This is a genomic window from Clostridioides sp. ZZV15-6597, from assembly GCF_020657815.1.
In the GTDB taxonomy this organism is placed as follows: Bacteria; Bacillota; Clostridia; order Peptostreptococcales; family Peptostreptococcaceae; genus Clostridioides.
The window spans coordinates 1-20,784 of sequence record NZ_JAGWCT010000036.1 but is presented as its reverse complement, the minus strand read 5'-3'; the positions used below and the strand labels follow the sequence as shown (position 1 = coordinate 20,784).

Sequence of the window (20,784 nt, the reverse complement as noted above, 5' to 3'; positions counted from 1 at the left end):
AAGAGCTATCTTTAATTAAAAGGATTAATTTACAAATTAAGATAGCTCTTTTTTCATGTAAAATTCACAACAATGAGATAAAATATAAGTAATATAGGAAATTTTAAAATAGAAAGGATTGATAGGATGAACTCGTCAATACTTGTAATCGAAGACGATTCAAACATACAAGAATTAATATCAGAGTTTTTAAGTGCAGAAGGCTATCAGGTCGAGTCAGCAAATGATGGATTAGAAGGTATACAAAAATTTAAGCAAGGAAGTTATGACTTAGTAATATTAGATATAATGATGCCAAACTTAGATGGTTATGGAGTTTGTAAAATGATAAGAAAATCATCAAGTGTTCCAATTATATTTTTGACTGCTTTAAACGATGAAGGAGATCAACTTAAGGGATTTGATTTAGAATGCGATGATTATATAACAAAACCATTTTCATTTAATCTTCTCATTAAAAGAGTAGAAGCTATCTTGAGAAGAAGCAACAAAACGATAAATGATAAGTTTATAGTTTTTGAAAAATTAAAGTTAGATTTAAACACATATATTGCTGAGATAGATGGAGAGCCTATAGAACTTACATTAAAAGAATTTAATATATTGAAAGCTTTGATAGAAAAATATCCACAGGTTATAACTAGGGAAGGTCTTTTAGATAGTATATGGGGTTATGATTATTATGGAGATACTAGAATTGTTGATGCACATATAAAAAATATAAGAAAAAAAATATCATTACCATATATTAAAACTGTAAAAGGAATAGGATATACACTTGAGAAGGATATTTGATAAGTGGGAAAAATTAAGTATAAAGTATAAATTATTTTCCATAACAACATCATTATTAATAGCATTAGCTTTAATAATATACCTAATTTTATATTTTTTATTGCCATCATATTATCATGAGTATAAAATTGAGTCTCTTCAAGAAAGCTTAAAGTCTCTAGTAGATAGTTCAATTCACTTTGATACATATACTTTAGAAGAAAGACTTTATTATATGGCTAAAGACCAAAACCTTGCTATTTTATTAAAAGATAACCAAGGAAAAATTGTATATGGTAAAAATGAAGTAGTTATTTTAAGATATAGTAAGTATATGATTAATAGTATTGAAGATGAGTATAGAACATCTATACCTATATATACAAAAGACTCAAAAGACGGACCATATAGTTTAGAACTTGTTATGCCATTACAGCCAATTGATGAAGCAAATGAAGTCATAAGAAAGTTAATGCCATACATTATATCAATAGCGATATTAATAGCAATTATTGGAGCATATATATATTCAATCGTAATAACAAAACCTCTTATAAATATAATAGAGAGTGAAAGAGAACAGGAATATAGAAGAAAGGATTTTGTTGCAACTATATCACATGAATTAAAAACTCCAATAACCATAATAAGTGGTCAAATTGAAGGAATGATTTATAGTGTAGGTAAGTATAAAGATAGGGATACTTACTTGAAAAAATCATATGAATGTACACAAGAGCTAAAAGATTTAGTAAATGAGATGATAGAGGTTTCAAAATCAGAAATACTAGAAAAAGATTTAAAACTAGTATCTATAAATATAAGTGAACTTTTAAATAGATTGGTAAAAAGACAAGTATTTTTAATAGAAGAAAAACATATGAAAACTATTTTGCAAATAGAAGAAAACCTAGAAATTAAGGCAGACCAAGAGAGAATAACTAAAGCAATTAATAATATAATAAATAATGCTATAAAATATTCTCCTGAAGGCTCAGAGCTTATAATTAGACTTTATGATAAAAACAGTCGAATAAACAAAAAAACTTCTAATCAAAGAGTTATTTTAGAAATTGAAAATACTGGTGTAACTATAGAGAAACGTTACTTAGAAGAGATATTTAATCCGTTTTATAGAATAGAAAAATCTCGTTCAAGAAAAACTGGAGGAAGTGGACTGGGTCTTTATATAGTCAGTCAAATTTTTAAAACTCATGGGTTTGAATATAGTATAAAAAATAAGGAAAACTCTGTAGTATTTACAGTTGAGTTCAAAAATTAGAAGTTTCAATAATAGTTCATTTCAAAATCACAAAAAATTCATACTAAAAATGTATTATGTAAATAGAAATAAAAAAATTTTAAACCATAAAATAACACCAAGCTATAATGATGATATAACTTAACATCCTCCAATTAAATCATCATTATAGTAATTCCCAACAATTAAATACAATGAATTTAAGAAATAACATTGAGCGTAAAGTATATATGCTTGATGTTATTTTTATTTTAAAACGAAAAATAGGGAATCTTTATTAAAAGCTATATATTCAGATAGTCTTAAATTACCTAAGAACCCTACACATTTAGGTGTAGGAGTTTCAGATTTAATAACTTAAAAATTATACTTGATAGAGTAAATAAATATATACATTTTGGGAAAAATAACTGTAGGAAGTATTATATTTACAGAGGAGGTAGTTTTGATGGATAGACTTAAAAGAGATATGAAAAACATGAAAGAAGATTTAAAAGAAGGTGCTAAAAAGACAGCTTATGTAATGAAAAATACTGCTGAAGACTTAAAAGATGATGCTCAAGGTGCTATGGTAAACCTAGAAATGAAGAAAGATGAAATGATGGAAAGATATGAGCAAAAGAAATTTGCAAAAGATTTAGAAAAGCAAATGAAAGATGAAATGAAATAAAGCTTTGTCTATAGATTTAGGTACTATTGTCAATAGTAGTTTTTAGATAAAAAAGACTATAAAAGGTTTTATAGAAGAAATAGACTTTCTAAAAATAACTGTATTATGTTTAGAAGGTCTATTTCAAATATATTATATTTAAATCATGTTAATTTTAAAATTTTAAATATTGAATTTGATTATTACTGTAATCATATATAATTAAGGTTTTTAAGGATATTTACAAAATAATAGTTTATCTCTTGAATCTATTTGCAAAATATATCATTAGGTTTATAAAACATTCACATTAAATTCTGATAAAGTATTTACTATATCAGGAGTAGGTGATTTTTCTGTAATTATAGAACTAATATCCTCTAAATGAGCAAAATTAAAGTTTCCATCAAGTTTAAATTTTTTATCTTCCATAACTATAAATACTTTTTTACTTGAATTTATTATAGCTTTTTTTGTAAGTCCATCTTCAATTTCAAATGTTGTAAGAGAAGAATTAAATACATCTACACCACAACTGCCCATAAACGTTTTATCAAATTTATATCTTGATATAAATTCTATTGTTGGAGTTCCAACAAATCCATCTAGGCTAAGATTTAATAAACCACCAGTAGAAATTACATTTAAATTATTGGGCTTTGAAGTAACTACATTTAGTATATCTAGCATATTTGTGACCAATGTTACTTTCTTATTGCTTTCAGCTAAAAGTTTAGCCAACAATATATTGATTGTAGATATATCTAAAAATATAGTTTCTCTATCTGTAATTAGATTAAATGCTTTTTCTGCTATTATTTTTTTTGTTGGTATATTAATTTCTTTTCTATCTTTTGTATCTTGGTTTTCAAGAGTTTCTCTGACTAGTACAGCTCCACCATAAATTCTTCGTATTGAAGAAATTTTTTCTATATTTTTTAAATCTTTTCTTATACAATCTTCTGTAACATTAAATTTTGAACTGAGTTCTTTTACAGTAACTCTTCCTTCTTTTTTTAGGATATTTAATATAGCATGAATCCTTTCTTCTGCAAACATCTTTTACCTCTTTTCCTAAATATAGTATTATAGTAAATATTATAAGATAAAAGATAAAATATCAACTATTTTAATATAGAATACAAAATTAATTTAATATAAAAAGTATATTCTTCTTAATAGTCTATTTAAAACTTAATAAATAAAGAAATTATAAAAATATGCAACAAAATCAAACAATAAAAAAACAGAAAAAACAATAACAAAAAAGTTGAAAATGATATCAAACCAATATATAATAAGAATAAATAAAATAAAAAAATAAAGTTTAAAGGGGGATATTTTAATGCAACTAATCTTAGATACAGGTAATATAGAGGAGATTAAAGAGCTATGTACTTATTTACCAGTTGATGGTGTAACAACAAATCCAAGTATTGTTTCAAAAGAAAAAAAGAATTTTAAGCAACTTATAAGTGAGATTGGTGAAATTATAGGTGAGGATATGCCTATACATGCTCAAGTATTAAGTACAAAGTATGAAGATATATTAGAAGAAGCATTATATATAAGTAGTTTGAGAGAAAAAATATATGTGAAAATACCTGTAACACAAGATGGTTTAAGAGCTATAAAAGACCTTCATAAAAAAGGAATAAAAATAACTGCTACTGCAATATTTACTGCTCATCAGGGATTTTTAGCTGCAAAAGCTGGGGCAAACTATGTTGCACCTTATGTAAACAGACTTGATAATATATCTGGTGATGGTGTATCTGTGGTTTCAGAGCTTATAAAAATAATAGATACTTATAATATGGATACAAAGGTACTTGCTGCTAGTTTTAAAAATGCACAACAGGTTATAGAATTAATGAAGTGTGGAGTACACAGTGTTACAGTACCATATGATATTTGTAAATCCATGATGAATCACCCATTGACAGATTGGAGTGTTGATAAATTTATAGAAGATTGGGAAAATACTTTTGGAAAAGGTAGCAAAACAAATAACATCTAATTTGAGAATAAAAAGTTAGTTTTTATGAAATTTTATAAATAGATTTTTATAAAAAAGATGAAAATATGAATTAACTTAAGATAATAATATTCTAAATTATTAAAAAGAAAATTCATATTTTCATCTTTGTTAAACTTCTAGACCTATAAATCTCCACCAAGGGAATGTTATACAGATTATTACAAAATAGGTTAAAGGAATTAAAGTCAAACCATACTTAAAAATAACCTTACTATTATATAGATTCTCACCATGTCCAACCATTATTGTTGCATGATGAAAAGGCAGTATGTATTGTATACTTACTACAATATAAACAAAAAGGCAAAGAACAATACTATTTTCTTTTAATATATGTAAACTTCCAAGTAATGGTATCACCACAGAGGATGTAGTGACAGCACTTCCAAGGCATATATTCAATACTATTGTCAGGGTTATTAAAAATAATATTGAAATAGTTTTTGAAGAGTTTGGAATTAATTTTATTAAATAGTTTCCCATTATATCAACAACTCCAGAGTACTTTAACACTCCTCCAATAGAAAACGCTGCTATAAAAAAAATAAGAACTTTCCAATTTATTTCTTTTAAAGTATTAAAACCAATTATTCTTTTTAACAACAAAAGAAGTACACAAATAGACATTATAATTAATGTATTTAAATTATGAATAAACTGAGTTAAAAACATAAAAAACATTATTCCTAAACATAAAAATACGTGTTTTTGTTCGTCGCTTAATAAATGAAACTCTTTTTTCAGATTAGAATAGGAAAATTGAAATTTACTAGAATTAAGATTATCACAAGAAACAAATTTTATTAAAGACAATTCCTTTTTAAAAACAAATATAAATAAAAAATAAGTTATAAAACAAGTAATTATAGTTGGAACAGACATATAAAAAGCCCACTGACTCCAGTTTATATTACAATTTCCAAGTTCTAGGACTACATAGTTTAAAAGAGTATCTCCATTTACAAAAAACATTGATGTAAATGTAGATGCTGTAAATATACTGAACAGAAGTATAGATTTTGAATCTTCAGTTAAGTGTTGTTCTTTAAAAAATTCCTTATAAAAGGCGGACACAAGAATGACTCTTGGAAATGGTTGTGGTATGAAAAATATTAATAATACACCTAAAATATATGATAAAAAAATCATTTTTTTAGGGGTATCTACAGTATTTAAAATTAATTTTTCAGAAATAATTTTTGCAACACCTGTCTTTGCAACTGCATTAGTAATTATGTAAGCAAGGATTATTATATAAAAATTTTCTGTAAATAAAAATTGTAAAATAACACTCAAAGGTGCAATATTAAAAATAAAAGCTAATATTACAAAGACTAGTGAAACTACAGTTTTTTCAACAGAGTCTACAGCCCATATTAAGATAGTTAAAAAAGATAAGCATATAGAAAATTTTATATTGAAACTATAATTTAGAAAGAAGTAAAGAATTATAGTAACCATAATAGTCATACAAAATTGTTTTGGCTTAAGAATAATATCCATTTTTTGTATCCACCTCCATAATTTATTATATCATAATGAAGGTGAATACATTTTATTAAAAGATTATTCATTAATTCTATGATTTACAATAGCTTTAGTTTTCCAATACCCTTTTTTATAATAGATGACTGTAACAATAAGACCTAAAGTCCAACCAAAAGGGATACCCATCCAAATTCCATCTGTTCCAAATAATCTAGAAAATAAATAAGAAGCAGGAATTCTTCCAAGCCATAAAGATACGACTGAACTCATCAGAGCAAACATAGAATCACCAGCACCTTTCATTGCACTTGAAAGTACAAAGGAAGTACCAATAAATAAGAAAAAAGGTCCTATTATAAATAAGTAAGAAGAGCCAATTTTAATAACTTCTTTGTCAGTATTAAATAAAGAAATTAAGTTCTCTCTAAATAATAAGATTAAGGCAACGACTACAATTGCTAGAATTAAAGTCATTTTTATAGATTCACGAATTCCTTTTCTAACCCTTTCACTTTCTCCAGCACCTATATTTTGAGCAACAAAAGTGGAAACAGCAGAACCAAGGTTCATGATAGGTAAGCTTATAAAGTTTTCTATTCTAAGACCAGCTCCAAAAGCTGCCATAGCAGATGTACCATAACTATTAACTAAAAATTGAAGAGCCATGTTGCCAATTGAAAATAACATCTGTTGAACTCCACTTGGAAGTCCTAATCTAAGACCATCTTTAAATATTTTATTATCATATATAATTCCTTTAATCTTAAATTTAAGTACTTCGTGTTTTTTATTTAAATATATTATGCTAATTATGAATGATACTGCTTGAGCCATTATAGTGGCAAGTGCAACGCCTTCAACTCCCATTTTCAAGACTACAATAAAAGTTAAATCTAAAACTATATTTAAAATTGTGGCTATTATTAAAAAATAAAGTGGAGTTACTGAATCTCCAAGTCCTCTAAGTATTGCACTTACTGAATTGTATCCAGCAGAAAATAAGATTCCACCAAATATTATAGTAAGATATAGTTTTGACTGATTAAAAACTGATTCTGGAGTATTCATAAGCTTAAGCATAGGACCTCCAAATACTATTCCAATAACACTTATTAATATAGAGCCAATAAATAAAAGTATATATGTAGTATCAATAGTAGCTTTTACTTTTTTTAAATCTCCTGAACCATAAAACTGTGAAATTAAAATAGAAAAACCAAGACTAACACCCATAAGCATTGCTACTAGCAAAAACATTATAGGATTAGCACCTGAGACTGCAGCCATAGCTTCTTTACCAATAAATCTACCAACTATGATACTGTCAGCAGTATTGTATAGTTGTTGAAATAAACTACCAATAAGCATAGGCATAGCAAAAAAGAATATAGATTTTCCCTCATGACCTGTAGTTAAATCTTTCACCCTTATTCCTCCAAATTTAAAAATTATTAATTATCAAGTTGCTATAATAAATATAATATAATCTTAACATAAACTTTATGTCCCTACTATAAATAAATTGTATTAAATAATCATATATTTTGTAAAAATGTAAAGAATATAAGTATGACGTAGATATAGCAAATTAACAGTTAATATAATCGAATATTAATACAAATTTATTCTAATATATACGCATATATTGACAAAATTAACTATATAAATTAAAATAATATTCGTAAAGAAAAATTCATGTTTTATATTGTATAACATATAATTTTGACAATACGGGTCATAAGTTTCTACCGGAATACCGTAAATATTCTGACTATGTATACTATTATTTAGTTAAATAAATATTTATTTAACTAAATTATGAAGGATACGACTCAGCTTATTAGTTACTGTGTCGTTTTTTTGTAAAATTTAATAGGAGGTGTTGTTATGCAAACAACAAACAGTAGTGCCATGCAGAAACTTTTTCCAATTTTGACTAATAAAAATGTCGACATGAAGAAAGAAGTAATTGCTGGTGTAACTACTTTTTTAACTATGGCTTATATAATAGCTGTAAATCCAAACATTTTATCAGCAACAGGGATGCCAGCAGGTGCTCTTGTTACAGGGACATGTCTAGCAGCAGCATTTGGATGTATTTTAATGGGAATGGTTGCTAATCTTCCTTTTGCTTTAGCATCAGGTATGGGTCTTAATGCATTTTTTGCGTACACAGTAGTCTTACAAATGGGTGTTCCTTGGGGAGTAGCTCTTACAGCGGTATTTGTAGAAGGTATCATTTTTATAATATTATCAGTAAGTGGAGTTCGTGAAGCTGTTGTAAATGCAATACCAAAGAATATGAAACTTGCTGTTACAGGTGGTATAGGTATATTTATTGCACTTATAGGTTTAGTTAATTGTGGAATCGTAATTGGAGATCAAGCTACTCTTATAAAGATGGGGAAATTTACTCCAGCAGTAATAATAGCTTGCATAGGATTAATAATTGTAGCAGTATTAGATAAAAAAAGAGTTAAAGGTTCTATACTTTTTGGAATAGTGGTAAGTTCATTACTTGCTTGGGGATTTGCATTTATGAATCCAGAATATGCACAAAAATTAGGTATATACTTACCTAGCGGAATATTCAAATTTGAAAGTTTAGCACCAATAGCAGGTAAAATAGATTTAGGATATGTATTACATCCAACAAACATAGGTGGTTTCTTTGTAATAGTTTGTACATTCTTATTTGTTGACTTCTTTGATACAGTAGGTACATTAGTAGGGGTTTGCTCTAAAGCAAATATGCTAGATGAAAAAGGAAATGTTCCTAATGTAGGTAGAGCATTACTTACAGATGCAGTTGCAACTACAGTAGGTGCAGGGCTTGGAGTATCTACAGTTACAACTTATGTTGAGAGTTCAACAGGGGTTATTGCAGGTGGTAGAACTGGATGGACAGCAGTAACAGTTGGAGTTTTATTCTTAGTTGCAATGTTTTTCTCTCCTGTATTTATAGCAATTCCATCATGTGCTACAGCACCAGCTTTAATTTATGTTGGATACTTAATGCTTGGTACAGTTAAGGATATTGAGTTTGACAATATAACTGAAGGTGTTCCAGCTTTCGTTACTATTGCTTGTATGGCATTAACTTATAGTATAGGTGATGGTTTAACTCTAGGTATATTAACTTATGTTTTTGTAAATGTATTTTACAACATATTTGGAGCTAAAAAGGCTGAAGACAAGAAACATGTTTCAGTAGTAATGATTGTTCTTGCTATATTATTTATAATAAAACTTTGGCTATTATAATAGACATTATTTAAAAATTTAATAAAATAAAGAGCTGTAATTTCTAATCTATTTTGAGAAGAAGTTACAGCTCTTTATTTTTTTGTATTACTTAGATATGTCTACTAATTTTCCCTTATCTAAGATTTTAGGCACAATTGTTATATTAAATTCTTTTTGTAATTCTTTTATAATATCTAACTCTTTTTTTGTTATTATTGAAATAGTATCTCCACTTCGATTTCCTCTAGCAGTTCGACCGCATCTATGCAGATATTCATTTTTACTATTTGGAAAATCTAAATTAAAAACATGGCTTATATCTACTATATCAAGCCCGCGAGCAGATAAATCTGTTGTAACTAAAATTTTTGCTTTACCAAGTTTAAATTTATTTATTGCATTTTTCCTATCCTCTTTTGGCATATTTCCAAAAATTCCAATTGCTTTATAATTATGATAGTTTAATTTTGATACTATAACATCTATATTTTTTTCATTGTTTACAAATACAATAGCTCTTTTTGGGTTTGTAGCAGCTAATGTCTTTCTAAGAAAAGTAAATTTATCTCTTATTTCTCCCAACATATACATATGGTTTATATTAGGATTTATCTGTGACTTTTCTTTTGTTTTTATTATTTCCAATTCTTTCATAAATTTATCACAAATTTTTATAGTACTATCAGTAAGACTTGCAGAACAACCTATGATTTGTCTATCTCTTAATGTAGTTTTTATGATGTCTTCTACACAAGTTATATTTTTACCATTCAATAAATTGTCTGCTTCATCTAAAACGATAGTTTTTATGTTGTGTGATTTTAACTTCTTCTGTTTTATCAAGTCTAAAATTCTTCCACAAGTTCCTATTACTATATGAGGTTTTACAGACTTTATATTTTTTATTTGTTTTTGTATATTAACTTCTCCAATTAAGGCTAGTGAAGTTAAAGGAATTTCTGAGTTTTTTGCTAATAATTCAATTTGATTTGTAATTTGCATTACTAATTCATGTGTTGGTGCAAGTATAAGAGCCTGAGTTTCTCTTTTTGATGTATCAATTTTTTCAAATATAGGTAAAACATATGCAAGTGTTTTTCCTGTTCCAGTTTGTGAGTTGATTAATAAATCTTTATTTTGCATTATATTTTCTATAACAAGTGACTGAACTTCTGTTGGAGAAGTTATGTCTTGTTTTTTAAGTCCGTTTATTAGAGTAGAACTTATTTTTAATTGTTCAAATGTGTTCATCTTTTGCTCCTTCTATTAAAAACTTATATTAATTGTAGTTAACTATTTCTTATTATACATTGTTTAGTCAAATCGAACTATACATTATTTTATAATTATGTGCAATTTAGAAGTAAATATAGATGATTTTTTTATATTTATATTGATTTCAGTATTTTTACAATTGCCTAATATATAAATTTGAAAATTTAGCAAATTGTAGTTGTAATTGTTTAATACTTGTTATATATTATATATAACAAGTATTAAAACTATAATATATAATATGGAGGGAAATTATGTTAAAGATAAGCAATATATCTAAATCATATAAAAATAAAAAGGTAGTAAATAATATTTCATTTGAGGTAAATGACGGAGAGATTTTTGGATTTATAGGTCATAATGGTGCAGGAAAAACTACTACTATTAAAGCAATTGTTGGGATACATGATTTTGAGGGAGGAGAAATACTTGTAAACTCTAAATCTATAAAAAAACAATCTGTTGAGTGCAAAAAGGAAATGGCATATATTCCGGATAATCCAGATTTGTATGAAGCTTTAACTGGAATACAATACCTTAACTTCATAGCAGATATATTTGAGGTAGATAAAAAGGAAAGAGAGGAATTAATAAAATATTATTCAAATAAATTTGAAATTAATAAGGCATTAGGTGATTTAATATCTTCGTATTCACATGGTATGAAACAAAAACTAGCTATAATTTCAGCTTTAATCCATAATCCTAAAATTCTAATTCTTGATGAACCTTTTGTAGGTCTTGACCCAAAAGCTTCCTTTATATTAAAGGAAATCATGAAGGAGTTTTGTAAAAAAGGTGGTTGTATATTTTTCTCAACACATGTATTAGAAGTTGCTGAAAAAATCTGCGATAAGATTGCCATAATAAAAGATGGAAAAATAATTGCTTATGGAACTACTGAAGAAGTGAAAGGAAACAATTCTCTTGAAAATATTTTTATGGAATTAATAGAAAAATAAAGTGATATTTTTACAGAATATAATGTCTAAAGTGAGGTATGATAAATTATGAGTAATCTAAGTATATTAATAAAAACTAATATAATAAATGAGTTTAAATTGAATGCTTTAAAAAATATAGACAGCAAAGAAAAACAAAAAATAATAGGAATGATGTTTTCAATGGTCGTTGTAGCAGGGCTATTAATATTTTATGTAACAAGTTTAAGCCTTTTTCTAGTTGATATTTTAAAACAAATAAATCAAATGGAAATGCTACTTGTGTTTGGCTTTGGATTATCAACAGTAATGGCAATTGTTACATCATTATATAAAACTTCATCATATCTGTTTCAAGCGAAGGATTTAGAGTTATTAACTAGTTTGCCAATAAAAGAATCTACTATATTGGCTAGTAAAATATTAATGTTAGTTGGAACTAATTATTTGTTTTCTTCAGTGTGTATGATTATACCAGCAGTAGTTTATTTTTTAAATGCCGATGTAAATATAACATATTTTCCTTATTTAATATTATTATTTTTGGCTCTGCCATTACTACCAATAGTTGTTTCATCAATAATTTTCTTATTCATAGGACAGCTATCATCAAGACTAAAATATAAAAATTTAGTGTTAATCATAGGTAGTGTAATATTAATTTTGGCTTATACTGTACTCATGTCAAAATTAAACTCTATATCAGTTGAGTTATTAAAAAATAGTGTATCTATTTCAGAAACAATTAATAAAATATATCCACCTATATACTATTTTGTTGATGCTCTTAAAACTGGAAGTATAGTTTCATTTTTAATATTTATAGCAATATCATTAATACCATTTTTTGTCTTTGTAACTCTGTTTGCAAAAGGATTTACAAATATAAATGCTAGAATGGGTGAAAGTTATAAGACTAAAAACTATAAATTTAAAAGTCAAAAAATTTCAAAACCTTCAAAGGCTCTATTGAAAAAAGAATTTAGAAGATATACTTCTTCATTTATTTACTTTTTGAATTCTTCTATTGGTCTGTTATTTTTGATAGTGGCTACAATTGGTGTGTTGGCATTTGGAGCTGATAAAATAGGTGAGTTACTAAAAATGAATATAGATTTTAGTATTATAAAAATACAGTTATTAGGTGCGTTTCTATTTATAATAGTAATAAACTGCACAACATATTGTTCAATTTCTTTTGAAGGAAAGAATCTATGGATACTAAAGTCTTCTCCAATAGATGAAAGGGAGATATTTTGGTCAAAAATATTGATGAATTTTTTATTAAATGCACCACTATCTGTTTTATGTCTAATATTAGTGTCTATAAAACTGAACTTTGAAATTCAGTTTGTGATGGTAGCAAGTTGCTTGATTGTAACTATGTCACTGTTTGTGGCTTTAATGGGATTGTTATCAAATTTGATTTATCCAAACCTTGATTGGAAAAATGAAGTAGCAGTAGTAAAAAGAAGTGCAAGTATGATAGTTACAATATTAGCATCATTAATTTATATAGTTGTACTTGGAGGCACATATATGTTATTGAAAGTTTCATTTCTAAATATGTATTTGATTTTAGCAAGTGTGCTTACGCTTATATTAGACTTTATGCTATGGAGAATTATTTCAATTAAAGGAGTAAAAATATTTAAAAATTTATAGATATATTTGTGTTAAAAAAAGACTTATTTTTTAAGGTATTGCAAAGAATATGCTAAGTAGTATACTATTGTATAGTGATATGAAAAAATTTAGGAGAAAATAAATGAGAAAATTATCCAAAAAAGAAAAAGATTTTATTCAATATGGATTTTTGCTATTTTTGATATGTATTACTACTTATTTAGTATCAACCACTTTAGATGTAAAACTAATACCTAAAATTATAAGTCTAGTAAATAAAACCTATATATTTCTTGGCATACTAATAATGTTAATATATATGATAATTGAATCTATTGTGACACATTTAATAATAAATGCAGTTCAAAAAACAAAAGTAAAATTTATAGGTATTAAAATGGCCACAATGGGATTTTATTATAATTTAGTTACTCCCTTTGCATCTGGGAGTCAGCCAATGCAAATATATGCACTTACAAAGTATGATGTTAGTCTCAGTAAATCAGTAGCCATAGTTACTAATAAGACCGTTGTATTTCAAAGTACAGTTACTATATTTTGTGGAATTTTAATTTTATTGAATAAGCCATTATTAATGGAACAAGTACATTCAGTTAGAGTTTTAATCGCCGCTGGGATGACCATGAATGTAAGCATGTTATTAGGTGGGCTCTTAATAGTATTTAGTCCTAAGCAAGTAAAAATGGTAGCAGAGATTTTGATTAATTTTTTATCTAAATTTAAAGCATTTAAGTTTTTAGATTTAAAAAGAGATAGAATAAATCATTATATTGATGACTACAATTATTCTATAAAGATATTTATTAAAAATGTAAGAATTTTAGTTTTGAGCATATTGCTTACTGCACTACAACTCATAGCATACTTTAGTATAGTTTATTGTGTGTATAAAGCTTCAAATTTAAAAGGAGTATCATATATACATATAATGACATTGCAAGTATTTTTATACATGGCAATATCACCAGTTCCAACACCAGGAAATGTTGGAGCAAATGAAGTTACATTTTTTACCATGTTCTCAAACATAATTCCAAAAGAATTATTGGGATATTCAGTGCTTTTGTATAGTGGATTTGTATATTATATGTTATTAATAATTTCAGGATTGTTTACATTTAGAACACATTATACATTGAATAGCTGGAAACGTGACAATAAAAGTAATTCTAGTTTAGAAGAAGTTATTGAAAAAGTTTAATTATTAGAAAATAAAAAGAAATATAAATTACTTAGTCTGTCAAATTTAATCGACAAAATTATTATTAGGGAAATTCTAAATATAAATACACTGCTAAAATAAGTTGTATTATATTGAGATATTTCCCTTTTTTGATTAAAATTATAGAAATTTGAAATAATAAGTAGTAAATACAAATTCTATATTATTTAGAAAGGAGAAAAAATGAAACAAAATAAAAAAAATGAAAAGCAAATAAGTAATTTTAATATTAAAAAAAATAGTGATAATAAAGTCGAAATTGCTGAAGAACTATATCCAAATAAAAATATAGGCAGTATGCTTGGAGATAGAATAGATAAGAAAAAAATCAATCGTCCAAGTTAATGGAATAGTTGAAAATGGTGTGTTTTAAAAAAATAATATAATGAAATGTTTTATTGTTAAATTTAAACTTATTTTAATAGAAAAAAAAGTCGAAAATTATCTGAAATACACCTGTATTAGGATAACGTTATTTTATAGATGCATAAAACTTGACAAAATCAACCTTTTCTTGGTAGAAAAAAAAAGATAAAATTATATAAGCGTTATTTAATTGTCAAAAATGAAAGTAAAGTTGCAAGTGATAAAAAAAATGATTGATAGCATTTATTTGTGTGCTATAATTGTATAGTAAAATGAATAAATAAGTATGTTGTATACATGCATATTAGGAGGAGAGACTGACATGGAATCATCTATACATACAATTGCTAGCAATAATTTATTGATAATTTTTGCTATTGTGAGTATAACTGGAATAATTTGCAGCAAACTTAGCGAAATAGTAAAAATTCCAGATGTTGTATTATTTTTACTTGTAGGTATTTTAATAGGGCCATCATTTTTGAAATTTATAGATATTCGTGGATTCCAAATAGAAAATCAACTGATACTTACATTTGGTTCTGCATTTATATTATATTTAGGTGGGAAAGAGATAAGTTTAAAGGTTTTGAGAAATGTAAAGATATCTGTATTTTTACTGGCCACTGTAGGAGTTGTGATATCTGCTTTTATAATGCAACAAGTAATAGGATTTACTTTTGGAGTAAGTGCAATGACTGCTTTATTAGCAGGAACTATAATAGCATCAACAGACCCAGCTACTCTTGTACCTATATTTAATCAGGTAAAGATAAAGGATAGAGTAAAACAAACTGTAATAAGTGAGTCAGCTTTTAATGATGCAACAGGAGCTATATTAACATCAGCAGTGTTAGCTGTAATTTTATCAAATAAGTTTTCCTTAAGTGAAAATATTTATGAATTAGGTACAATGGTTGTTGTCGGAATTGTCGTTGGTTTAATTACAGGAATACTGCTTTTGAAATTGGTTAATGATAAACCATATGGTATATTTAAAGATTTTGCACCAATAATATCTGTTATTTCAGTTGTGGTTGCATATGAATTATCTACAAAATTAGGCGGAAGTGGATATATGTCTTGCTTTATTGTAGGTATAATAACTGGTAACAAGAAAAACTTTAAAATATGGCTAAGCCAAAAATCTTATGATGCAGATTTTTATGTTGCTGAGACTTTAGGAACTATTTGTCGTATGGCGATATTCATAATATTAGGTAGTCAAGTTAATTTGGCTCAGTTAGGTAAATATTTTGTACCATCTGTAATTGCAGTGTTAGTATTGATGTTTATAGCAAGACCAATTTGTGTTTTAGTATGTGCACTTGCAGATAGAGAAGCAAAATGGAGTAAAAATGAAATATTGTTTATGATGTGGGTAAGAGAAACGGGTGTAATACCAGCTGCACTTTGTGGTATTATTTCAGCAATGAAAGTTCCTGGATATGAAGTAATTTCATCAGTAGTATTTATGTCTATATTAATTACATTAGTAATACAAGGAAGCACTACGAAATTGGTAGCTAAAAAACTTGGATTATTAGAAGAAGAAGTGATAAATATAAGCGAAAAGGTATCAACTTTTTAGTTTTTTACTTTAAAGGATACATAATAATGGCTATTTTAAGGTTATCTAGTGATAATTATTGAAATAGCTATTTTTTATATAAAAATAAATTTACATAATTTACATATTGCATATATTTATTATCAAAATTTGTTGAAGCTGTGATATAATTAGTTGTATTTAAAATAAGAATAGCGAATAAGGGAGGAAATTTATGTTTACGGTTATAGATATTGTACAACCAAATACAGTAGAAGAAGCGTACTCAATTTTAAATAAAAGAAAAACTAATCAAGTAATTGGTGGAAGTGCTTTTTTAAGAATGGGGAAAAAAAGAATAGGGACAGGAGTAGAGTTATCTAACTTAAACCTAGATTATATAAAAGAAGATAAAGAGTATGTTGAAATCGGTTCTATGACGACTTTTAGAACATTGGAAACAAACTCAATAATAAAAGATAATTTTGGCAAAATACTAGAAGATTCAGTTAAAGATATAATAGGAATTCAGTTTAGAAATGTAGTAACAGTTGGTGCAACAGTATTTTCTAAATATGGGTTTTCTGATTTGATAGTGGCATTGCTTTCATTAGATACAGAAGTAGAGTTATATAAAGGTGGAAGAATTAGCCTTGAAGAATTTTTAGATAGAGATTATGAGAAAGACTTATTGATTAAGGTGTATATAAAGAAGGAAAATAAAAATGCTTCTTATAAGTCATTGAGAAATGCAAAAAGTGATTATCCTATTTTAAATGTGTCTGTTTCAAAATATGGTAATAAGTTTAAGCTATGTATAGGAGCAAGACCTCAAAAAGCTACAGTTGCAAAAAAAGCTAGTGAGTTTTTATCTAATAATGAAATTAATGAATCTAATATAGATAGGGCAATAGAAATGGCTTCAGAGGAATTAACATTTGGTTCTAATATGAGAGCATCTAAAGACTATAGAAAAGCCATGAGTAAAGTACTTTTAAAAAGAGCTATAATGGAGGTTATTTAATGTTAGTGAAGCTTAATATAAATGGAAAAATGAAAAATGTTGATATAGAACCAGAGGAATATTTGGTTGATACTTTAAGAAAAGTGGGCAATTTAAGTGTAAAAAGGGGTTGTGATACAGGGTGTTGTGGTCTCTGTACAGTTTTAATAGATAAGAAACCTACATTATCTTGTTCGACATTAACTTTGAGAGTTTTAAATAAAGAGATAATTACAATTGAAGGTTTAGAAAATGAAGTTAAAGAATTTAGTGAAGTTTTGGTAAAAGAAGGAGCTGAACAATGTGGTTTCTGCTCTCCTGGTTTTATACTTACTGTACTTGCAATGAAAGATGAACTTAAGAACCCTACAGATGAAGAAATAAAACATTATTTAACAGGAAATTTATGTAGATGTACAGGATATATGGGACAGTTAAGAGCTATCAAAACTTATCTGGAGGTAAAGTAGAATATGAATATAGTTGGAAAAGGAATTGAAAAAATAGATGGAATGAGTATAACAACAGGAAAACCTGTATATACTGATGATTTAGCAGCAAAAGATGCTTTAATAGTAAAGATACTTAGAAGCCCTTATGCTTATGCAAAGATAAAAGATATAGATACATCAAAGGCAGAAATGGTTGATGGTGTTGAATGTATTTTAACATATAAAGATGTACCAAAATCTAGATTTACACTTGCTGGTCAAACATATCCAGAACCATCACCTTATGACAGGCTAATTCTTGAAAATGTTGTGAGATATGTTGGCGATGAGGTAGCTATAGTTGCAGCTATAGATGAGAAAAGTGCAGTTAAAGCAATGAATCTTATAAAGGTAAATTATGAAGTACTAACACCTGTTTTGAATTTTGAAGAGGCAATCGGAAATAAAACTATAGTACATGATGAAGATAGACATTGTAATTTTGAAATAGGCATGCAGAGAGAAAAGAATATAGTGTCACATCATGACTATACAAAAGGTGATATAGAAAAAGTATTAAGTAATTGTGACATAGTGATTGAAGAAACATATTATACTCAAGCTCAAGCCCATGCAATGATGGAGACGTATAGAGCATATAACTATTTAGACCATGCTGGAAGACTAGTTGTAGTAAGTTCAACTCAAATACCATTTCATGTTAAAAGGCATCTATCCCGTGCATTAGAACTACCAGCTAGTAAAATTAGAGTTATAAAACCTAGAATTGGTGGTGGTTTTGGTGGTAAACAAACTGCTTGTGTTGAGATTTTTTCAGCTATTGTAACTTTAAAAACAGGTAAACCAGCTAAAATAATATATGATAGAAAAGAAACTTTTAATTGTTCGACTAGTAGACATGCAATGAAACTAAAAGTTCGACTAGGTGCCACTAATGATGGAACAATAAAAGCTATAGATATAAATGCACTTTCAGATACAGGAGCATATGGAGAACATGCTTCTACAACTATTGGTCTAGTTGGGGAGAAGACTTTACCAATGTATAATAAGGTTGAAGCAACAAGGTTTGTTGCAGATGTAGTATATACTAATAAAATGCCAGCTGGTGCACTTAGAGGGTATGGAGCTTCTCAAGGTTGTTTTGCTGTTGAATCAACTATAAATATGTTAGCTGATAAATTAAAAATGGACCCAACAGATTTAAGATTAAAAAATGTAGTAACACAAGGTGAAACTACCTTTGCATATGAAAAAACTTTAAATAGTGTAGATTTAGTAAAATGTATAAATAAAGGGAAAGAACTTATCGGATGGGATGAAAAATATCCTTGTAAGCATCTTGAAAATGGAAAAGTTAGAAGTGTGGGTATGGCAATTACTATGCAGGGTTCTGGTATACAAGGTCTTGACAAATCTTCAGCTGAAATAAAACTAAATGACTGTGGAGACTATACACTTATGATAGGTTCTACTGATATGGGTACAGGAAGTGACACAATTTTAGCACAAATGGCTGCTGAAATTCTTGAGACAAGTATTGAAAATATAACAGTTATATCAGCAGATACAGACTTGGTTCCATATGACCCAGGTTCATATGCTTCAAGTACTACCTATGTAACTGGAATGGCAGTAGTTAAAGCAGCTCAAGACTTGAGAGATAAAATAATATCTGCTGGAGCCACTAAACTAGGTGTAGATAAAGAAGAAGTAGAATTTGATGGTATAAAATTAACTAGTAAAGAATGCAGTACTTCGTTGTTTGATATAGCAGTTGACTCTACAATTGGGCCAAATACTAATCAATTAATAGGGCTTGCATCTCATGGTAGTCCAGTATCACCACCACCTTTTATAGCTGGTTTTGCAGAAACTGAAATTGACAAAGAAACTGGAAAAGTTGATTTATTAAATTATGTAGCCATAGTGGACTGTGGAACAGTTATAAATAAAAACTTAGCAAAGATACAGGTTGAAGGTGGAATTGTTCAAGGTATTGGAATGGCAATGTTTGAAGAAGTTAGATATACAGAAAAAGGTAACATGGATACAAACACATTTATGCAATATAAGATTCCAGCTAGATGTGATATTGGAAATGTGGAAGTTGATTTTGTTGAAAATTATGAGCCAACAGGACCTTTTGGAGCTAAATCTGTTGGAGAAGTTGTTATAAATACTCCTTTACCAGCAATACAAGAAGCTGTTTTTAATGGTGTTGGGGTTAGAGTAAATACACTTCCTATTACACCTGAAAAAGTTTTTATGGCAATGAATAAGTAAGTATTTTATACAGATTTTAGACTAGTTTTACATGTTAAACAACCAGTTATGTTATACCTGTTGAAAGATATTTAATAAGTAGTTATTATAATATTATGAACTTTTACTTGTAAAATATAAAATTAACTAAGGGGATGATGTTTTGGCTGGAAATCTAAATAATATGAGAGCAGTAAATAATTTTAGAGGAGATAATAACATTTTAGAATGTTTAGTCAGCTTTGAGGGTCGTTCAATAAGTCAGAGGAAAGCAAGGGTATTTTTTAAGGAAATGAAGAATCAAATAGAAATTGACTTCGCAGAAGAAGAAATTTCTAAACTTGTTGAAAATGTTGTTTTAAATACATCATATCAAGAAATGCTATATGATGAAATAGAGAAACAACTAGAAATTGATTGTGTAGGAACTTGGATGATATTATCTAAATTAAAAGATACTAGAGTTCATTGATTTTAAAATAAATTATTAGAGCCTAATTTTAAGGCTCTTTTTTAATGTTTTTAATTAAGATATAAACTTATTTTAATCTAAATATATGATAATTATAACATATATTTAAAATCTAACTATTTAATTTTATATG

General features: G+C 27.2%; 18 protein-coding genes and 1 riboswitch. Of the genes, 14 read left to right on the top strand and 4 right to left on the bottom strand.

Annotation, left to right across the window (positions count from 1 at the left end; translation table 11 throughout):
* The first annotated feature begins 126 nt into the window (after window positions 1-126).
* The 3 genes from KGF52_RS10040 to KGF52_RS10030 all read left to right on the top strand — a co-directional run bounded on the left by KGF52_RS10040 (window position 127) and on the right by KGF52_RS10030 (window position 2,705).
* Window positions 127-795: a response regulator transcription factor gene (locus KGF52_RS10040; RefSeq protein WP_227434765.1), complete on the top strand. Its 669-nt coding sequence runs from the start codon at window positions 127-129 to the stop codon at window positions 793-795.
* Entirely contained in the window at window positions 779-2,056 is a 1,278-nt protein-coding gene (locus tag KGF52_RS10035; protein WP_227829420.1) for a sensor histidine kinase, read from the top strand. Before KGF52_RS10040 ends, KGF52_RS10035 begins: the two co-directional genes overlap by 17 nt.
* Window positions 2,057-2,483: 427 nt before the next feature.
* On the top strand, window positions 2,484-2,705 hold the full coding sequence (locus tag KGF52_RS10030) for a hypothetical protein (RefSeq protein WP_227434761.1): 222 nt from the start codon (window positions 2,484-2,486) through the stop codon (window positions 2,703-2,705).
* Window positions 2,706-2,978: 273 nt separating this feature from the next.
* Here KGF52_RS10030 and KGF52_RS10025 read toward each other — a convergent pair whose 3' ends face one another.
* Entirely contained in the window at window positions 2,979-3,743 is a 765-nt protein-coding gene (locus tag KGF52_RS10025) for a DeoR/GlpR family DNA-binding transcription regulator (protein ID WP_227840076.1), read from the bottom strand.
* A 286-nt stretch (window positions 3,744-4,029) separates the two neighbouring features.
* Between KGF52_RS10025 and fsa the strand changes: the two genes are divergently transcribed.
* Complete coding sequence (fsa, locus tag KGF52_RS10020) at window positions 4,030-4,704, top strand: fructose-6-phosphate aldolase (RefSeq protein ID WP_227840075.1); 675 nt, start codon at window positions 4,030-4,032, stop codon at window positions 4,702-4,704.
* A gap of 129 nt (window positions 4,705-4,833) precedes the next feature.
* Here the strand turns inward: fsa and KGF52_RS10015 are convergent, their stop codons facing one another.
* Both KGF52_RS10015 and KGF52_RS10010 read right to left on the bottom strand, forming a co-directional pair.
* Window positions 4,834-6,228, bottom strand: coding sequence for an SLC13 family permease (locus KGF52_RS10015; RefSeq protein ID WP_227840074.1), 1,395 nt, complete (start codon window positions 6,226-6,228; stop codon window positions 4,834-4,836).
* Between the two features lie 63 nt (window positions 6,229-6,291).
* Window positions 6,292-7,638: an MATE family efflux transporter gene (locus KGF52_RS10010; RefSeq protein ID WP_227840073.1), complete on the bottom strand. Its 1,347-nt coding sequence runs from the start codon at window positions 7,636-7,638 to the stop codon at window positions 6,292-6,294.
* A gap of 266 nt (window positions 7,639-7,904) precedes the next feature.
* Window positions 7,905-8,007: riboswitch (purine riboswitch) on the top strand.
* A gap of 93 nt (window positions 8,008-8,100) precedes the next feature.
* Here KGF52_RS10010 and KGF52_RS10005 point away from each other — a divergent pair.
* Window positions 8,101-9,477, top strand: coding sequence for an NCS2 family permease (locus KGF52_RS10005; protein WP_227840072.1), 1,377 nt, complete (start codon window positions 8,101-8,103; stop codon window positions 9,475-9,477).
* Window positions 9,478-9,564: 87 nt separating this feature from the next.
* Here the strand turns inward: KGF52_RS10005 and KGF52_RS10000 are convergent, their stop codons facing one another.
* On the bottom strand, window positions 9,565-10,710 hold the full coding sequence (locus KGF52_RS10000; protein WP_227840071.1) for a DEAD/DEAH box helicase: 1,146 nt from the start codon (window positions 10,708-10,710) through the stop codon (window positions 9,565-9,567).
* A gap of 278 nt (window positions 10,711-10,988) precedes the next feature.
* Between KGF52_RS10000 and KGF52_RS09995 the strand changes: the two genes are divergently transcribed.
* From KGF52_RS09995 to KGF52_RS09955, 9 genes are all read left to right on the top strand, one after another.
* Entirely contained in the window at window positions 10,989-11,696 is a 708-nt protein-coding gene (locus KGF52_RS09995; protein WP_227840070.1) for an ABC transporter ATP-binding protein, read from the top strand.
* Between the two features lie 48 nt (window positions 11,697-11,744).
* The gene (locus tag KGF52_RS09990; RefSeq protein ID WP_227840069.1) at window positions 11,745-13,340 is read left to right on the top strand and encodes a putative ABC transporter permease subunit; all 1,596 of its coding nucleotides are present in this window, start codon (window positions 11,745-11,747) and stop codon (window positions 13,338-13,340) included.
* 103 nt (window positions 13,341-13,443) lie between these two features.
* Window positions 13,444-14,523, top strand: a complete 1,080-nt coding sequence (locus tag KGF52_RS09985) for a lysylphosphatidylglycerol synthase transmembrane domain-containing protein (RefSeq protein WP_227840068.1) — start codon at window positions 13,444-13,446, stop codon at window positions 14,521-14,523.
* A gap of 204 nt (window positions 14,524-14,727) precedes the next feature.
* On the top strand, window positions 14,728-14,889 hold the full coding sequence (locus tag KGF52_RS09980; protein ID WP_227829410.1) for a DNA polymerase III: 162 nt from the start codon (window positions 14,728-14,730) through the stop codon (window positions 14,887-14,889).
* Window positions 14,890-15,232: 343 nt separating this feature from the next.
* Entirely contained in the window at window positions 15,233-16,501 is a 1,269-nt protein-coding gene (locus KGF52_RS09975; RefSeq protein ID WP_227840067.1) for a cation:proton antiporter, read from the top strand.
* 193 nt (window positions 16,502-16,694) lie between these two features.
* A complete protein-coding gene (locus KGF52_RS09970; protein WP_227840066.1) occupies window positions 16,695-17,483 on the top strand; it encodes an FAD binding domain-containing protein in 789 nt (262 codons plus the stop codon).
* On the top strand, window positions 17,483-17,932 hold the full coding sequence (locus KGF52_RS09965) for a 2Fe-2S iron-sulfur cluster-binding protein (protein ID WP_227840065.1): 450 nt from the start codon (window positions 17,483-17,485) through the stop codon (window positions 17,930-17,932). The genes KGF52_RS09970 and KGF52_RS09965 overlap by 1 nt, the downstream gene beginning before the upstream one ends.
* Before the next feature lie 3 nt (window positions 17,933-17,935).
* Window positions 17,936-20,200, top strand: a complete 2,265-nt coding sequence (locus KGF52_RS09960; RefSeq protein WP_227840064.1) for a molybdopterin cofactor-binding domain-containing protein — start codon at window positions 17,936-17,938, stop codon at window positions 20,198-20,200.
* A 142-nt stretch (window positions 20,201-20,342) separates the two neighbouring features.
* Window positions 20,343-20,651: a hypothetical protein gene (locus tag KGF52_RS09955; RefSeq protein WP_227829405.1), complete on the top strand. Its 309-nt coding sequence runs from the start codon at window positions 20,343-20,345 to the stop codon at window positions 20,649-20,651.
* Window positions 20,652-20,784 lie beyond the last annotated feature (133 nt).

What these genes read in the sequence shown, in the direction of transcription:
- KGF52_RS10040 (WP_227434765.1), top strand. Translation starts at nt 127, where the DNA reads ATGAACTCGTCAATACTTGTAATCGAAGACGATTCAAACATACAAGAA.
- KGF52_RS10030 (WP_227434761.1), top strand. Translation starts at nt 2,484, where the DNA reads ATGGATAGACTTAAAAGAGATATGAAAAACATGAAAGAAGATTTAAAA.
- KGF52_RS10025 (WP_227840076.1), bottom strand. Translation starts at nt 3,743, where the DNA reads ATGTTTGCAGAAGAAAGGATTCATGCTATATTAAATATCCTAAAAAAA.
- fsa (WP_227840075.1), top strand. Translation starts at nt 4,030, where the DNA reads ATGCAACTAATCTTAGATACAGGTAATATAGAGGAGATTAAAGAGCTA.
- KGF52_RS10015 (WP_227840074.1), bottom strand. Translation starts at nt 6,228, where the DNA reads ATGGATATTATTCTTAAGCCAAAACAATTTTGTATGACTATTATGGTT.
- KGF52_RS10005 (WP_227840072.1), top strand. Translation starts at nt 8,101, where the DNA reads ATGCAAACAACAAACAGTAGTGCCATGCAGAAACTTTTTCCAATTTTG.
- KGF52_RS10000 (WP_227840071.1), bottom strand. Translation starts at nt 10,710, where the DNA reads ATGAACACATTTGAACAATTAAAAATAAGTTCTACTCTAATAAACGGA.
- KGF52_RS09995 (WP_227840070.1), top strand. Translation starts at nt 10,989, where the DNA reads ATGTTAAAGATAAGCAATATATCTAAATCATATAAAAATAAAAAGGTA.
- KGF52_RS09990 (WP_227840069.1), top strand. Translation starts at nt 11,745, where the DNA reads ATGAGTAATCTAAGTATATTAATAAAAACTAATATAATAAATGAGTTT.
- KGF52_RS09985 (WP_227840068.1), top strand. Translation starts at nt 13,444, where the DNA reads ATGAGAAAATTATCCAAAAAAGAAAAAGATTTTATTCAATATGGATTT.
- KGF52_RS09980 (WP_227829410.1), top strand. Translation starts at nt 14,728, where the DNA reads ATGAAACAAAATAAAAAAAATGAAAAGCAAATAAGTAATTTTAATATT.
- KGF52_RS09975 (WP_227840067.1), top strand. Translation starts at nt 15,233, where the DNA reads ATGGAATCATCTATACATACAATTGCTAGCAATAATTTATTGATAATT.
- KGF52_RS09970 (WP_227840066.1), top strand. Translation starts at nt 16,695, where the DNA reads ATGTTTACGGTTATAGATATTGTACAACCAAATACAGTAGAAGAAGCG.
- KGF52_RS09965 (WP_227840065.1), top strand. Translation starts at nt 17,483, where the DNA reads ATGTTAGTGAAGCTTAATATAAATGGAAAAATGAAAAATGTTGATATA.
- KGF52_RS09960 (WP_227840064.1), top strand. Translation starts at nt 17,936, where the DNA reads ATGAATATAGTTGGAAAAGGAATTGAAAAAATAGATGGAATGAGTATA.